At 45.2% G+C, this 16514-nt stretch carries 14 protein-coding genes; 10 read left to right on the forward strand and 4 right to left on the reverse strand.

Annotated features, from left to right (window positions below; all coding sequences use genetic code 11):
• The coding region (locus FHQ23_RS11235) for a thiamine pyrophosphate-dependent enzyme (RefSeq protein WP_139614401.1) at positions 1-1317 on the forward strand (1317 nt) is incomplete at its 5' end.
• A gap of 62 nt (positions 1318-1379) precedes the next feature.
• On the opposite strand, the gene fur is transcribed toward FHQ23_RS11235, so the two are convergent.
• The 4 genes from fur to FHQ23_RS11255 all read right to left on the reverse strand — a co-directional run bounded on the left by fur (position 1380) and on the right by FHQ23_RS11255 (position 3689).
• Positions 1380-1829: a ferric iron uptake transcriptional regulator gene (gene fur / locus FHQ23_RS11240; protein ID WP_132967137.1), complete on the reverse strand. Its 450-nt coding sequence runs from the start codon at positions 1827-1829 to the stop codon at positions 1380-1382.
• 146 nt (positions 1830-1975) lie between these two features.
• Positions 1976-2500, reverse strand: coding sequence for a flavodoxin FldA (gene fldA / locus FHQ23_RS11245; protein WP_139609123.1), 525 nt, complete (start codon positions 2498-2500; stop codon positions 1976-1978).
• Positions 2501-2510: 10 nt separating this feature from the next.
• Positions 2511-2792 carry a LexA regulated protein gene (gene ybfE, locus FHQ23_RS11250; RefSeq protein ID WP_132967141.1) on the reverse strand — a complete coding sequence of 94 codons (282 nt, stop codon included), beginning with the start codon at positions 2790-2792 and terminating at the stop codon, positions 2511-2513.
• A 93-nt stretch (positions 2793-2885) separates the two neighbouring features.
• The gene (locus FHQ23_RS11255; protein ID WP_139614402.1) at positions 2886-3689 is read right to left on the reverse strand and encodes an alpha/beta fold hydrolase; all 804 of its coding nucleotides are present in this window, start codon (positions 3687-3689) and stop codon (positions 2886-2888) included.
• 150 nt (positions 3690-3839) lie between these two features.
• Here FHQ23_RS11255 and seqA point away from each other — a divergent pair, with 150 nt between their 5' ends.
• The 9 genes from seqA to dnaX all read left to right on the forward strand — a co-directional run bounded on the left by seqA (position 3840) and on the right by dnaX (position 16085).
• Positions 3840-4508 carry a replication initiation negative regulator SeqA gene (gene seqA, locus FHQ23_RS11260; RefSeq protein ID WP_139614403.1) on the forward strand — a complete coding sequence of 223 codons (669 nt, stop codon included), beginning with the start codon at positions 3840-3842 and terminating at the stop codon, positions 4506-4508.
• Position 4509: 1 nt separating this feature from the next.
• A complete protein-coding gene (gene menE, locus FHQ23_RS11265) occupies positions 4510-6114 on the forward strand; it encodes an o-succinylbenzoate--CoA ligase (protein WP_139614404.1) in 1605 nt (534 codons plus the stop codon).
• Positions 6115-6124: 10 nt separating this feature from the next.
• Positions 6125-9457 carry a mechanosensitive channel MscK gene (mscK, locus tag FHQ23_RS11270; protein WP_139614405.1) on the forward strand — a complete coding sequence of 1111 codons (3333 nt, stop codon included), beginning with the start codon at positions 6125-6127 and terminating at the stop codon, positions 9455-9457.
• Positions 9458-9469: 12 nt separating this feature from the next.
• Positions 9470-10558: a chorismate synthase gene (aroC, locus tag FHQ23_RS11275; protein WP_139614406.1), complete on the forward strand. Its 1089-nt coding sequence runs from the start codon at positions 9470-9472 to the stop codon at positions 10556-10558.
• Entirely contained in the window at positions 10548-11384 is an 837-nt protein-coding gene (gene mepA, locus FHQ23_RS11280; protein ID WP_139614407.1) for a penicillin-insensitive murein endopeptidase, read from the forward strand. Before aroC ends, mepA begins: the two co-directional genes overlap by 11 nt.
• A gap of 36 nt (positions 11385-11420) precedes the next feature.
• Positions 11421-12185, forward strand: a complete 765-nt coding sequence (locus FHQ23_RS11285) for a TSUP family transporter (protein WP_139614408.1) — start codon at positions 11421-11423, stop codon at positions 12183-12185.
• Between the two features lie 58 nt (positions 12186-12243).
• Positions 12244-13200, forward strand: a complete 957-nt coding sequence (gene lpxM / locus FHQ23_RS11290; protein ID WP_139614409.1) for a lauroyl-Kdo(2)-lipid IV(A) myristoyltransferase — start codon at positions 12244-12246, stop codon at positions 13198-13200.
• Positions 13201-13326: 126 nt separating this feature from the next.
• Complete coding sequence (gene apt / locus FHQ23_RS11295) at positions 13327-13869, forward strand: adenine phosphoribosyltransferase (protein ID WP_139614410.1); 543 nt, start codon at positions 13327-13329, stop codon at positions 13867-13869.
• A gap of 26 nt (positions 13870-13895) precedes the next feature.
• A complete protein-coding gene (gene dnaX, locus FHQ23_RS11300) occupies positions 13896-16085 on the forward strand; it encodes a DNA polymerase III subunit gamma/tau (protein WP_139614411.1) in 2190 nt (729 codons plus the stop codon).
• The last annotated feature ends 429 nt before the right edge of the window (positions 16086-16514 follow it).

Here is a 16514-nt window from a genome sequence, read left to right on the forward strand (position 1 = left end):
CAAAGTGCGGTTCAGGCGGCAATTTCACAAAAAGGTGTGGCGGTACTGGGTTTGCCGGGTGATGTGGCTTCGGCAAGTGCGGTCACGATTCCAACTGCGGAAATCACCTATCCGACCAACGCGATTTGCCGTCCGAATGAGCGCGAATTACAGCAATTTGCCGATTTGTTAAACCAACATAAAAAAATCACCCTGTATTGCGGACACGGCTGTCGCGATGCGATTGACGAAGTGAAACAGCTAGCCACAGTGCTGCAATCGCCGATTTGTTACACCTTCCGTGGTAAAATTTTCTTTGATAGTGACGATAACGAATTTCGTGCCGGTTTGAACGGGCAGCTAGGCTATCGTTCGGGCTATGATGCTTGTAATCAGGCGGATTTATTGGTGATGTTGGGCTGTGATTTTCCGTATGCCGAATTTTTGCCGACCAACAATAAAATCGTGCAATTGGATATTAAACCGGAACGTTTGGGGCGCAGAGCGAAAGTCGATCTCGGCTTGGCGGGTGATGTGGGCGATACCATTCGTGCCTTATTACCGCTGTTGCAAGCGCACACTGACCGCACTTTCCTTGAAGCAATGCAAAAAGAGTATCAAAAATCCGAAGCCCACTTTGCCGATTATGTGCAACACAAAGGCGCGGAAGATCATATTCAGCCGGAATATGTGGCGCATTTGGTCAGTGAATTAGCCGCCGATGATGCAGTGATTACGGTTGATACCGGCATGACTTCGGTTTGGGCGGCGCGTTTTATCAAACGCAAGCAAAACCGTTATTTAACCGGTTCATTTAATCACGGCTCGATGGCGAATGCGATGCCGATGGCAATCGGCGCAGCGGTCTCAAGTCAGCGGCAAGTGGTGGCGTTATGCGGCGACGGCGGTTTGTCGATGCTGCTCGGTGATTTGGCGACCATTATGCAATATAATTTGCCGATTAAAATTATTCTGTTTAATAATCGTGCGTTAGGCATGGTGAAGTTGGAAATGGAAGTGTCGGGTTTGGTTGATTGGCAAACCGATATGGTCAATCCGCCGTTTGATAAAATTGCGGAATTGATGAATATCAAAGGCTTTGCTGCGCATAAAACCGAAGACGTGGAAGACGCAATCAAGCAAGCGTTCGCCCATGATGGTCCGGCATTGGTGAATATTTACACTAATTCTGACGCGCTCAGCCTACCGCCGCACCCGAGCTTGGCACAAATGCGTGGCTTTATGACTTCCATGACGAAAAAATTGGTCAATGGTGATGTTGGTGAAGTGATTGATACCGCAAAAAGCAATTTTGGGCATCTAAAAGAGTTGTTTTAAGTTTTGTAACATAAAAAACCCGCAAACGCGGGTTTTTTAGTCAGTGAAATTCAAAGTTTGGCTTACTTTTTACTCGGCTCGTCGCAATTTTTGATGTCGTTGCATTTGCCGTATAGATATAAACTATGGTTTTCCAGTTGGATTCCATACTCTTTGCTGATCTCTTTTTGGCGTTTTTCAATAATGTCGTCGCTGAACTCGATAACCTTGCCGCAGTCCATACAAATAATATGGTCGTGGTGGTCAATTGGCGCTAATTCAAACACCGATTTATTACCTTCAAAGTTGTGGCGAATCAGAATATCGGCTTCATCAAACTGATTCAGCACGCGGTAAACCGTGGCTAAACCAATCTCTTCGCCTTGTTCCAATAACATTTTATAGATATCTTCCGCCGAGAAATGCTGATATTCGGTATTATGATGATTCTGCATTAAAGCCAGAATTTTCAAGCGTGGTTCGGTGATTTTCAAACCGGCCTTTTTTAATAATTTGATGTTGTCTTCAGACATATTAACCTCGTATCGGATAGCTATCGTTGATTAGGATATAAATCAAATGAAGTCGCTATAAATGTTTTATGATTCCCCTGTATTCTATGAGGAATACTTATCAATTGCAAATTATCAGGTAAAATAATTATGATAGGTATAGACAATTAGACCAACTCTGCCAAATACATTTCATCATAAATTTGCTTGACCCAGGCACTAACCCGTTGTTCGGTCAGTTCCGGTTGGCGATCTTCATCAATACACAAACCGACAAATTTGTCGCCGTCAACCAGCGCTTGCGACGCTTCAAAATTATAGCTTTCGGTTGGCCAGTAGCCGACAATGGTGGCGCCGTGCGGTTCGATAATATTGCGTACTGTTCCCATGGCGTCACAGAAATATTCCGCATAATCTTCTTGATCGCCACAGCCGAAAATGCCGACAATTTTATCGGTAAAATCAATTTCTTCCAGCGTCGGGAAAAAATCGTCCCAATCAGCTTGCGCTTCACCGTAATACCAAGTCGGAATGCCGATTAAAATAAAATCATAGGCTTCGATATCTGCTTTGCTGCTTTTGGCGATATCACGGATATCCACCAGATTATCACCCAGTTTCTTCTGGATCATTTTTGCAATATTTTCAGTATTTCCGGTATCGCTGCCATAAAATAAACCAACAAGTGCCATGTTTTGTATCCTATTTCTGCTGTTGTTCTAAATATTCGTTTAATACATTCTCGATTAATTGCGCTCGACTTAGGTTATATTCGTCAGCCAGCTGTTGTAAACGTTCGATGATTTCACTGTGTAATTTCAGCTCTACTCGTTTTAAACCGGAGGCGCGATCTCGCCGTAGTTGGTTGCGTTTGTTGATTCGTGCCTGCTGCTCTCTACTCAGCGGGTTGGTTTTGGGGCGTCCCACTTTAGGTAGGTTGTGGAATAGATCCAATGTAATGCAATCTGCTTCTTGTTTTGCCATAAACCAATTTCGATCACTGTTTTAATTGAGAATGATAAGCCATTTTTGAGTTGGCGCACTATAGCATAATTTGTTTTAAAGATAAATCGTCGTTCAACGTATCAACGCCAGAAAACGGTCAATCGCTTTTATCACCAATTCTGGGCTGTCGCTGTGAATCCAATGTCCGCTACGACTGATGGTGAAAGCCGTGGCGTTTGGAAATTGTGCCAGAATAGCGTCTTTATATTCCGGCAAAATATAGTTTGAACGCCCGCCTTTAATCAACAAGGCAGGAACGTCACTGTAAACTGCTTGCCAATTTAATAAATTAGGGTAATTGTTATAAAGTGCGGTCAGGTTAAATAAAAAACAGTCTGGCTGTTGTGGTGCAAAAGATTTCAACATAAATTGGCGAACTCCGAGCTGTTGAATGTGGCGTTGTAAAATCGGGTCGGCTTGTTGACGACTTTGCGGATGAGCTTGTTTGACGGCAAACAGCGCCTTGAATACATCGTCGTGGTGATTTTCATGGTAAGTAACTGGGGCAATGTCCAAAACCACCAATTTCTCCACTTGATTTGGCAACAAGGCAGCAATTTGCATCGCCGTTTTTCCGCCCATGGAATGCCCGATCAGAATAAGACGCTCTAATTTTAGATGATGGATCAAGCGGATAACATCATGCGCCATCAGTTCATAGTTCATCTCAGAATGGTGAAAACTGTGCCCGTGGTTACGCAAATCAATACGCAGCAGCGGAAAGTGGTCGGCATAAGCACGCGCAAGAATGCCTAAATTATTCAGATCGCCGAACATGCCATGCAGAAAAATTAATGTGGGTAAAGTATGGTTGTCACCCTGCGATGTGGATTGCGGCAGTTGCAATTGGTAATTTAATAATGGATTTTCAGTCATTTGCTATCGCTAAGTCGTGGTTTAATCTTAATTAAGCGATTATAATGTGCTAAATTAGCGCTAGGATCAAGCTATGCGTTTGTCACAAATCAAAATATAAACAAACATCAACAGATCTTAAAACAAAAGAGAAAACGCAAGGAGATAACGATGAAAATTATTGAAGTAGATGAAGAGCTTTATCAATATATTGCGGCAAATACCCGCTCGATTGGCGAAAGTGCTTCCGATATTTTGCGTCGTCTTTTAAAGTTGTCCTCGTCTCAAAATGGTAGTAAAGAACAAATTGTGGCGACAGACGGCATGGTGCTGAGCAGCCAAGAACCTGCGAAGACGGTGGATCAAGCCGTTCAGACTAATGCTGTTCAGATCAATGCCGGCAAACCAGTCAAAAGTGCGGTGCAGCCAACAGTCGATGTTGTCGAACCCGTTATCCCTAGAAAACAGTCGGACGAGGCAATTCAGCGTGTGGTCAATCGTTTGAACGGGGTGTTGCAATCGGAAGAGTTTCAGAGCGAAAGCAAGGGCGTGGTGCGGTTTTTAATGATCTTGACCGCACTTTACCGTGCCAATCCGGAAAGTTTTGCTCAAGCGACCGAATCACAACAAGGACGCACTCGAATCTATTTTGCGCGCGATGAAGCAACATTGTTACAAGCGGGAAATCACACCAAACCAAGACAGATTCCGGAGACACCGTATTGGGTGATTACCAACACCAACAGTCAGCGCAAAATGTCAATGTTGGAAGGGGCGATGACTTCGATGCATTTGCCGACGGAACTGGTTGAAGAAGTGAGAAGCTATTTTTCGGTTTAGTATGGGAGATGTTATTCTCAGCTTGGCTGAATTAGCCCAGCAGAAGCGGGGTGCTATCTATTATCCGCTTGACAACATCAGGTTTGGCGAAGCGAGCGTTAATAAAGCAAGCCTAGATAAAGCAAGCCAGGAACTTGATTCCGACTTGCTTTTGTTGTCTCTATTGCCAAAGGCAGCAACCGGCACAACCGCACTTGAATGGAATTGGCAGCAGGTTTTTGCTTTGATTGACTGCTTAGCCGATGAATTGGCAGCGCAAGGCGTCAGTTGTCAGCAAGGGCTGGCGTTGATCGGAAAAAACAGTTTGTCACAACTGCTGTTATACCTGGCTGGCTTGTCGTTGGGTGCACGGCTGATGGTGATCAATCCGCAGTTTCCTGCTGAAAAAACTGCACGGATTTTGTCACAAAATCAATTGGATTTTTACTGTTCAGCAATGCCATTGCCGGTGTTTGAAGCGCAGGCGGATAAGGCGCAAAGCCGTTATCTATCTAATCAAGGTCTGGCAAGTGCGGTCAGCGAGATTATTAGCGCTGAATATGATAAAAATTATCAACGTGTTACGCCACGATTGTGGCAGCAGGCTTTAACCATGACCTTAACCTCCGGTTCTGGTGGCGAGCCGAAAGCGGTGGTACACGACTTGGCAGCGCATTGGCAAAATGCGTTAGGTGTTAATGAATTTTTGGCTTTTGACAGCAGTAAGTCTTGGCTGTTGTCGTTGCCGTTATACCATGTTTCGGGGCAAGGCATTGTGTGGCGCTGGCTGAGTGCCGCAGCGGAGCTGCATTTCAGCGGCATTGATTTTTATCGTTCCATCGGCAGAGCAACCCATGTTTCTTTGGTTCCAACCCAGTTACAGCGCTATTTGGCTTATTTAGAACAGGCGAGTAAAATACAAAAAAGTGCGGTTGAGCATCAACTTGCTGCAACTGAAGCCGTGCTGTTGGGGGGCGCACCGATTGATCCAACACTATGCACTCAGGCGCAGGCTGCGGGCTTGAGCACATTCAGTGGTTATGGCATGACCGAGATGGCATCTACGGTTTTTGTTTGTCAAAATGATCGCAAACAGCCACAAGTGCGGTTGCTGCGTGGGCGAGAGCTTTGCATTCGAGAACAGGAGATCTGGCTGCGCGGCGCAGGTTTGGCGCAAGGCTATTGGCGAGACGGAAAAATCGTGCCGCTATTGAATCCGGAAGGCTGGTATCAAACTAAAGACCGTGGGCAGTGGCATAACGGCAATTTGACCGTGCTGGGGCGGCTGGATAATCAGTTTATTTCCGGTGGCGAGAATATTCAGCCGGAGGAGATAGAACGAGTACTACAGCAATATTCTGAGATTGAACAAGCGGTTGTGCTACCCTGGGTTGATGCCGAATTTGGCTACCGTCCGGTGGCAATGGTGAAATTTAAACAGCCATTTTCAGCACAGTTGGTAGGCAAAGTGCGGTTATGGCTACAGGATAAGTTGGAACGTTTTAAACAACCGATCGCTTACTATCCGTTGCCGTTGGAAGCTGGCTTACAGCAGATGAAAGTGGCACGCAGATCACTATTACAAGCGTTGCAGCAGTTGCAACACCAAGCAAAAGATAATCAATAAAAGGGATCGTATGAGAAGCCGTTTTTGGATTTTAGGATATGTATTGGGGCTGTTGTTGATAAGCTCGGCGGCTTGGTCGGCATCGGAATTTCAATTGCCGAGTAAAGAGACGCTGAATGCCAGTATCAGTGCGGCAGAGAGCAATGAAAATAAAACGCCGGACAATGGATTGTTGCTGAATAATTTGCGTGACACGTTAAGTTTGCTGGCACAAATCGAACAGCAGCAGAGCAATATCGCCAGTTTGCAAAAAAACATTGATGAATCCGGCGAGTTACTGCAAAAAACGCAAGAAAGTTTAAATCGCTTGAATGCGGCAGAAAGTGTCGAAAATTTAGCAAAAAAATGGGATTCAATGACCTTGGAGCAACTGCTGGAACTGCAAAGTGAAAGCCAAGCTAAATTGCAACAGTTGCAAACCGATTTGAGCAATTTAAATGTGTTATTGGTCGCGCAACGTGCCACTCCAGAGCGGGTTCAGACCGCACTTGCAGAAAATTTAGCACGCAGCCAGCAACTGAATAAGTTGTTATTCAGTGCTCAAGTCAGCCCGTCATTAGCGGACAAATATCACACCGAATTAAAATTAATCGATTTAAAAAATGAATATAATCAATTGAGTTTAAGTGGCAATTCACACTTGACCTCATTGTACGAATCAGAAGTAGCCGAAAAAAACTTGGAACAGCAGCAGCAACAAGCGATTCAAGTGGCGCTGCAGGAAAAAATAAGCGCCTTGCGGTTGCAACAGTCGCAACAGCAGGCAGAGCAGCAAGCGGAACAGAACACCGAAAACAATAATAAAAACGAATTTATTCGTCAGGAATTGCAACTTAATACCAAAATCAGCCAAGATTTGGTCGAGCAAACCAATATGGATAACCAATTGGTACAAGATGGGCTGAGAATTCGCAATATGTTGGATAATTTGTTGCAGACTCAGCGCAATATCGAAGAACAGATCAGTGCGCTACAGGGCACGTTGATTTTATCGCGGATTATCAACAAACAGCGGCAAGCACTGCCGACCGATAGTTTGATTGGTGGATTGTCAAAGCGGATTACCGATTTGCGGGTACGGATTTTTGACACTAACGAGCGACGCGATGCATTGTATAGCCCCGCGGCTTATATTGCAGGACTGGAACAGAGCAAGAAAACGGTGTTTAACGAGGAAGAAAAAGCGCAGTTGACGACCATCTTGCAAGATCGGCGTAAATTATTGACCGATTTGATTACTCGTTTAAACGAGGAGCTGAATCATGCCATCAATATTGAATTGAACCAACAGCAAGTGAGCAGTATCAGTAAAGAGCTACAAGCTAAATTGGAACAACAAAGCTTTTGGGTGCGCAGCAACAGCCCAATTGATTTTGATTGGTTTGTTAATTTTCCAAAAATAGCTAAAATCCAATTGGATCAAATTGTTAAACTGTTAAATTTCAGCAATTGGCGTGACTATCTATTGCCGATAGGTTCATTGGTTGGTTTCTTATTATTGTTGGCAGGTGCCATTACACTAGCCAAAAATTGGATTAAACGTAAAATCAGCTGGCATAACAGCAATATCAATACGCTGCGTGGCGATAACCAATCACGCACCATTATTGTGTTGTTTTATACGCTCTTATTAGCATTGCCGAGCACTTTGCTATTTTTAGCCGGACTGATTATGGTGATCTATTTTTGTTTCCAATCGCCGTTAGCGCTGCTGCCTTGGGCATTAAAAATGGCGGCGTTTTGGTTTTTTATTGCCTTTATTCTGTCATTACTGCGCCCGAATGGCATTGCCTATAAACATTTCAATTTTTCCGCCACAGCCAACGGAATGTTCCGCAGCAGCTTAAAACGCTCAATTCCGATTTTAGTGGTTTTGTTGAATGCGTCAATTTTCACCTCATTGGAAGAGACCGGTATTGCTAATGATTATCTGGGTGAAGCTTTGATTATCACCGCACTTTTGTTTTTCTTGTTTCAACTTGCACCTTCTTTCAGTAACGCGATTAAACGCATGGATCAAGAATTGCTGAACGATGAGGAGTATCCACAAGAACACACAAACTATCAGCGCCTGTTCAAATTCTTCCGTATGCTGCTGTTGTTGATTCCAATCAGCTTAATTTTGCTGATTGGTTTGGGATATTACTATACAGCGCTGACCTTGATTAAACATATCATCTACACTTATGTTGTGTTGATTTTATGGATCAATATCCGTGAATTGACTCACCGTGCGATTCGGGTGTCTTCACGGCAGTTGGCATATCGCCGTTTGAAGGAGATGCGTGAAAAAGAGAGTACGGAGCAGACTGAGTTTCGTGGAGAAGAGAAAATTATCGATGCACAAGATGAGAAAATTGCACTTTCTACTGTTAACCAGCAAGTGACTAAACTGACCGATATTTTATTATGGATCTTGCTGCTTGGTCTGTTTTACTGGGTGTGGTCTGATCTGCTGAGTGTAGCTTACTATCTGGATAACGTCAGTCTTTGGCAGCAAACTTCCACCGCTGAAAATGGCGCCAGTATTGTTGAATCAGTCACGCTGCTCAATTTCTTGAGTTCGGTGGTGATTTTGTGGGGAACCTATTTAGTGGTGCGCAACTTAAGCGGAATCCTCGAGATTCTGGTCTTTTCCAGAGTGCGGTTATCGCAAGGCTCGCCGTATGCGATCACCACCATTTTAAGTTATGCCTTTGTTGCCTTAGGTGCCGGCGTGGCATTTTCCAGTTTGGGTATGTCGTGGAGCAAATTGCAGTGGCTGTTTGCTGCATTGTCGGTTGGCTTAGGTTTTGGTTTGCAGGAGATTTTTGCGAATTTTGTGTCGGGGATTATCATTTTGTTCGAACGTCCGGTGCGTATTGGTGATTTGGTGACAATTGGCGAGTTCAGCGGCACGGTGTCGAAAATCCGTATCCGTGCGACCACGATAGTGGATTTTGACGGCAAAGAAGTGATTGTGCCGAATAAGGCTTTTGTAACCGAGCGCTTGACCAACTGGTCTTTAACCAATACGACAACAAGAGTTGTATTGAAAGTTGGCGTGGCTTATGGTTCGGATCTGGAACTCACTCGTGATTTGTTGTATAAAGCCGCCAGTGAAGCCCCTTTTGTATTAGAAGATCCGGAGCCGTTGGTGTATTTTCTAACATTTGGCGCCAGCACGCTCGATCATGAACTGCGGGTGTATGTGAACCAAACTAACGAACGTAATAAAACCATCGACTTTTTAAATCGTCGAATCGATCAGTTGTTTAAAGAGAACAACATTGATATCGCCTTTAATCAATTAGATGTGTATATTAAAAACGGCAACGGTCAACAGTTGCAAATTGAAAAATAGGACAGAACAGACATGGCAGGCAACAGCATTGGACAAGTTTTCAGAGTGACCACCTTTGGCGAATCGCATGGCATCGCGCTGGGTTGTATTATTGATGGCATGCCGCCGGGCATGGCGCTATGCGAGGCAGATATTCAGCCGGATTTGGATCGCCGTAAGCCCGGCACTTCACGCTACACGACGCCACGCCGCGAAGATGATCGCGTGACCATTTTGTCTGGCGTGTTTGAAGGTAAAACCACCGGCACTAGCATCGGAATGTTGATCGAAAATGGTGATCAACGTTCACAGGATTACAGTGAAATCAAAGACCGTTTTCGCCCGGGACATGCGGATTACACCTATCAGCAAAAATACGGACTGCGCGACTATCGCGGCGGTGGGCGCTCTTCTGCCCGAGAAACCGCAATGCGAGTTGCTGCCGGAGCGGTGGCAAAAAAATATTTGCGTGAACAATTCGGTGTTGAAGTGCGTGGCTTTCTGAGCCAAATCGGCTCGGTAAAAATTGCCCCACAAACTTTGCAACAGATCGATTGGCAACAGGTCAACAGCAACCCGTTTTTCTGCCCGGACCAAAGTGCGGTCGAGCAGTTTGATGAGCTGATCCGCGAACTGAAAAAAGAGGGCAACTCGGTCGGTGCTAAACTGACTGTGGTGGCAGAAAATGTACCGGTCGGTTTGGGGGAGCCGGTATTTGATCGTTTAGATGCTGATCTGGCACATGCCCTAATGGGAATTAACGCGGTAAAAGGTGTTGAAATCGGTGACGGATTTGCAGTGGTGGAACAAAAGGGCAGTGAACACCGTGATGAGATGACACCACAGGGATTCAGTTCCAACCATGCGGGAGGCATTTTAGGCGGCATCAGTAACGGACAGCCGATTGTGGCACAAATTGCGTTAAAACCCACCTCCAGTATTACGATTCCGGGAAAAACCGTCAATTTAGATAATCAAGCGGTGCAAGTGGTTACCCGTGGTCGGCATGATCCCTGTGTCGGCATTCGTGCAGTACCGATTGCCGAAGCAATGGTAGCAATTGTGTTGTTGGATCATCTGTTGCGCCATCGTGCACAAAACGGAGCGTTTAATGCGCAATAATACTTTTATCAAAACCGTATTTTTATCGTTAATCAGCGTTCCTTTGTTTAGTATCAGCGCTGTGGCTTCTCCTTGGGAACAGATAAACAGTCCGATACAAGGCAGCGCTAATCCAATCGGCGGTTATAGCAACGGCTGTATCGTTGGTGCCGAAGCCTTGCCATTACGCGGCGAAGGCTATCAAGTGATTCGTTCACAAAAAAATCGTTATTACGGACACCCGGAGTTACTGGCGTATTTGCAACGGTTAGGCAAAAAAGCCAAGCAAGCAGGATTGCAAAATGTCTTGATCGGCGATATGGGAATGGCAGCCGGCGGGCGGTTTTCCAGTGGTCATGCTAGTCATCAAACCGGCTTAGATGCAGATATTTGGCTGCGTTTCGGACCGTTAACTGATAAGCAGGCGCTGACACCGACTGCTACGTTGATGGTAAACCGTAAAGCGCAACGGGTAGATGAGCGGGTTTGGACGCAGGATCAAACCACCTTAATCCGTTTGGCGGCACAAGATCCTAAAGTTGATCGGATTTTTTTGAATCCGGCGATCAAATTAAAATTATGCCAAACTGTAGACGGTGACCGCACTTGGTTGGCGAAAATTCGTCCTTGGTTTGGGCATGACGCCCATTTGCATGTGCGTTTAGCTTGTCCGCAAGGGGCTGCACACTGCGAAGCGCAGGCGCCGATTCCTAGTGGCGAAGGTTGTGGGGCTGAATTGATGTCGTGGTTTGAGCCAGCAAAGCCGGGAACACAGCCAACGCCAAAAGCACCACCACCGTTGCCGCAATTATGTCAAATGATTTTGTCACAACAAGGTAAAGGCTAAGTACAAAATGCTAACGATTAATAAGGTGATGCTGGCGTGGAACTGACGTTTGAAGTTTACTTAGTGCTATTCGGGGTAGCATTACTGGCAGGTTTTATTGATGCGATTGCCGGCGGTGGCGGTTTGATCACCATTCCTGCGCTGTTAGCGACAGGCATGCCGCCTACTATGGCGCTCGGCACCAACAAATTGCAGTCGTGCGGCGGTTCATTTTCCGCCAGTTGGTATTTTATCCGACAAAAAGCGGTGAATTTAAAACAGATTATTTGGCTGATTGTGTTCACCTTTCTCGGCGCAGTGCTGGGGACGTTATTGGTGCAGCAGATCAATATTGATTTTCTGAAAAAAATACTGCCATTTTTAATTTTTGCCATTGGCATCTATTTTTTATTAACGCCTAAGCTGGGCGAAAGTGATAAAAAAACTCGAATTTCCTATTTGGGATTTGCCTTAACCGCGGGGCTGGGAATTGGGTTTTATGACGGTTTTTTCGGACCGGGAACTGGCTCATTTTTAGGTTTAGCATTCGTGATGTTGCTCGGCTTTAACTTGGCAAAAGCGACAGCGCATGCAAAAGTCCTGAATTTTACTTCGAATATTGCGTCTTTGCTTTTCTTTATGATTGGCGGGCAGCTTATGTGGAGCGTGGGCATCGTGATGTTGATTGGGCAATTTATCGGTGCAAGATTGGGTGCTAAAATGGTGCTGACCAAAGGGCAAAAGCTGATCCGTCCGATGGTTGTGGTGGTAGCGTTTGTGATGGCGAGTAAATTAGCGTTTGATTATGGGTGGTTTGAATAGCGCTAGTGTGAATAGGTTTTTGTGGATACATTTGTTGTAAATAGGATTGTTGTGAGAGATGAGTGAGCAAAATACCCGTATAACGGGCAGAGTGGGTTATGATCCGCACTTTTCTTGGCGTTATCTGCTGCCGAAATATTGGGGAATTTGGGTGGGGATAGCCGGATTGCTGCTGCTGGCGTATGTACCTTATCGTTGGCGTGATGCCTTTGCGGCTCAATTAGCCAAAATTATCAGCAAAAAAGCGAAAAAACAGCGCCATCGTGCCAGAGTGAATTTGAGCTACTGCTTTCCGGACTGGAGTGAGCAGCAAAAAGAGCGGGTGATCGACAAAATGTTTGTCAATGTGACCCAAACCATGTTGGCGATTGGCGAAGCAGCGCTGCGTTCTAAAGCACATTTAAGTCAACGAGTGGAATTTTTAGGCTTGGATTATATTCGTCAGGCGAGAGACGAAGGTCAAAACGTGATCTTGCTGGTGCCGCATACTTGGGCAATTGATGCTTCCGGGATTATCTTACACACGCAGGGCATGCCGATGACCGCCATGTATAATCCGCATCGTAATCCGTTGGTGGACTGGTTGTGGAACCGCACTCGCGAACGTTTTGGCGGTAAAATGCACGCACGCCAAAACGGGATTAAACCGTTTTTAAATGCAGTTCGACGTGGCGAATTGGGCTACTACCTTCCCGATGAGGACTATGGCGAAGCGCTGAGTGTATATGCTGACTTTTTTGCCACTTATAAAGCGACATTGCCCGGATTGAACAAAATGGCGAAAGTGGCAAAAGCAGTCGTGATCCCGATGTTTCCCCGTTATGACGCCAAACTGGGTAAGTATCAGTTAGATATTCATCCGCCGATGAAATTGAGCAATGACGATCATGAAATGGCAACATTTATGAACCAAGAAATTGAATCCTATGTGCGTACCACACCGGAACAGTATGTTTGGATTTTGCGTCTGTTGAAAACCCGTAGAGACGGACAGGATATTTATAAAATGCACTAAGAAAGGATTTGCAGCAGCAGTGAGTTTTGTTATGCTTAAGCGTTGATCAGGTTGCCGTAATACCTGCTATGGTATTGACGGTACTATTTTTATTCATTTAGGTTTTTATTCATTCAGGTTTTAAATATGAGCCAAACACTAGAGTTAGTCAAATCGTCGATTAAATCCATTCCGGACTATCCGAAAAAAGGGATTATTTTTCGTGATATCACCAGTTTGCTGGAAGTACCACAAGCTTTTCAGGCAACGGTCGATTTAATTACCGCACACTATAAAGACAAAGGAATTACCAAAGTGGTGGGTACAGAGTCGCGTGGTTTTATTTTCGGTGCACCGGTGGCACTGGCATTGGGGCTGCCTTTTGTTTTGGTTCGCAAGCCTCGCAAACTGCCGCGTGAAACCATCGCACAGAATTATCAATTAGAATATGGTGAAGACACGCTGGAAATTCATATCGATGCGATTTCTACCGAAGACAATGTCTTGATTATTGATGACTTATTAGCGACTGGCGGAACGGTTGAAGCCACAGTGAAATTGATTCGTCGTCTAGGCGGAAAAGTCGAAAATGCTGCGTTTATCATTAAACTGCCGGAGTTGGGTGGCGCAGAACGACTGCAAAAAGTGGGTATCACCAGCTATAATTTGGTCAGTTTTGACGGACATTAATCGATTTTATTGTTAAGCAGGCATCAATGAGCTATCAGGTTCTCGCCAGAAAATGGCGACCGCAGCGATTTTCTCAAGTGGTGGGACAACAGCATGTCCTGACCGCACTTGCCAATGGATTGGATAGTAATCGGCTGCATCACGCCTACTTGTTTTCCGGCACGCGTGGTGTGGGCAAAACCTCGATTGCACGCTTGTTTGCCAAGGGGCTGAACTGTGAACACGGCGTGAGTGCCGCCCCTTGTGGCGAATGCGAAAACTGCCGTGCTATTGAAGAAGGGCGCTTTATCGATCTGCTGGAAATTGATGCCGCATCGCGCACCAAAGTAGAAGATACCCGTGAACTGCTGGACAATGTGCAATATAAACCGGTGCAGGGACGCTACAAAATCTATCTCATCGATGAAGTGCATATGCTGTCGCGCCACAGTTTTAATGCTTTGCTGAAAACCTTAGAAGAACCACCGGAATACGTTAAGTTTTTGCTGGCAACCACCGATCCGCATAAATTGCCGGTCACGATTTTATCCCGCTGTATCCAATTTCATTTAAAAGCGCTTGAACCGCAGCAGATTGCTGATCACCTAGAACATATTCTGCAACAAGAAAAAATTGCCTATCAACGCAACGCCTTAGATCAAATTGCTAAAGCTGCACGGGGTAGTATCCGTGACGCCTTGAGCCTGACCGATCAAGCGATTGCGATGGGCAATAGCAATATCAGCAGAGAGATCGTCCATCAAATGTTGGGAACATTGGACGGTGAACAGGCTTTGGATATTATTCAGGCACTACAGCTGGCAGACGGTGAAGCCGTTATGCAAGCGCTGCGACAAGTGGCGGAGAAAGGGATAGCGTGGGATCAACTGCTACAGGAAATCGCCGCTTACCTGCATCAAATTGCGATGCGGCAGCTATTGAAACCGACAAGTGATACTGCTGAACAAGAAAATCGGATTGATTTTTTGGCAAGCCATTTACCACCGGAAGATGTTCAATATTACTACCAATTGATGTTGAGCGGGCGCAAAGAGCTGCCCTATGCACCGGATCAACGCAGTGGAGTGGAAATGACGCTGCTGCGTGCTTTAGCGTTTCATCCTAAATTGTTGCAATGGGAACAAGCCAATACGCAAACGACTACCGAACATGATAATCATGGGGAAAAGGCAGAAAATACTCACCAACATGTTGAGAAAATTCGGCAAAATTTTATTAAGCATGACGTGCCGCAACAGCAGCCACTTTCTGTTCCAGATGTGACAAGTGCGGTTAAAACCGAACTTCAGACACAGCTGACACCACAACCAATTGTTCAGCCTGAAATTGAGAATCAAGTTCAACCGGAAAGACTTGAAGCTCAATCTGCGGTGGCAGAAAACGCTGCGCCACAATCTTCCGCATTAAAAGCGCTGCGTGCGCGTGATCAATTACGTCAAAATACGCAAAAAAAAAATCCTGAATTAGCGACGGGTGATGTTGCTAGGCAAGAATCTGCGCGGGAATCCGGCGCGAAACAGCCTTTCATTACAGCAGCACCGGCAAAATCTCTTAAAATTATGGAACGCTTGAGCCAGATCAGCGAGAGTAGTGCAGATTCAGCTAGGTGCGAATCGCAGCCGCCGCTCATGCAATCTGAAGCGATTGAAGACGATGAGCCAAAAAATGACGCTGAAACCGAGACTATCGGTGAAGATTACCACTGGCAGTGGCTGAATCCAGAGTTGGAGCAAGAGGAGCTTGGCAACCGCTTACGACCGTCAGATATCAAACAAGCGATTTTGCAGGAGCGAACCCCTGAATTGGTAGCAAAGGTTCTGAGAATCAGTGCCGAGCGTGATCATTGGTCAGCTTTGATCGAAAAATTAAATGTCAGTGGTATGGTAAAGCAGTTAGGGCTGAATTCATTACTGCTACAAGAAGAGAAACAAGCGGTGGTTCTTGGGTTGCGACCGGAACAGTCTAATTTAAATAATGAACGTTATATCAATATATTAGAGCAGCAATTGAGTGAGTTTTATCAACGTAAAGTGCGGTTAGAAGTTTGTTTGGAAGCCGATCAAACTCGTATGACACCACTGGAACAGCGACGTCAGGTCTACTTAGAACTGGGTGAGCAGGCAAAACAGGCATTGCAGCAAGATCCACAATTAGCGCTGTTGCAGCAAGAGTTTGATGCGTTATTGGATTTGGAGAGTATCCGTGCAGTGGGGTAGTGCTTTAGCGATGAAAGATCAGGACGGCTATTTGCAGTCGCAGCAATTTAAGCTAGAATGAACCCTTGATTTTAAACTATTGTTAGTAGGGTCTGTTGATCTTTGTTTATATTTTGAGTTGTCGTTTAAAATGAGCACAATCTAGGCGTAAGCCGAAATCAATAGTGGGACTATTGATGAGGATTACAACGACGAGTGTGCTCATTTTAAACACAATCCGCAGGACTATGACTCTTTTTCGCCACTACGGCGTTAAAAGCCGTTCGTTTAGAATGACTAAACTTCACAACTTTTGCCTTGTATTGGCGAAAAATAGTCTATAGCTCAAATTATAAACAAAGATCAACAGACCCTAAAAAATCAGGATTAATTTCAGCAAGGATTTGCTATGCTATAGCAAGGTGAATTCTTAATAAGAATTGAGGTTTT

It is taken from the genome of Testudinibacter crocodili (assembly GCF_006228025.1).
In the GTDB taxonomy this organism is placed as follows: domain Bacteria; phylum Pseudomonadota; class Gammaproteobacteria; order Enterobacterales; family Pasteurellaceae; genus Chelonobacter.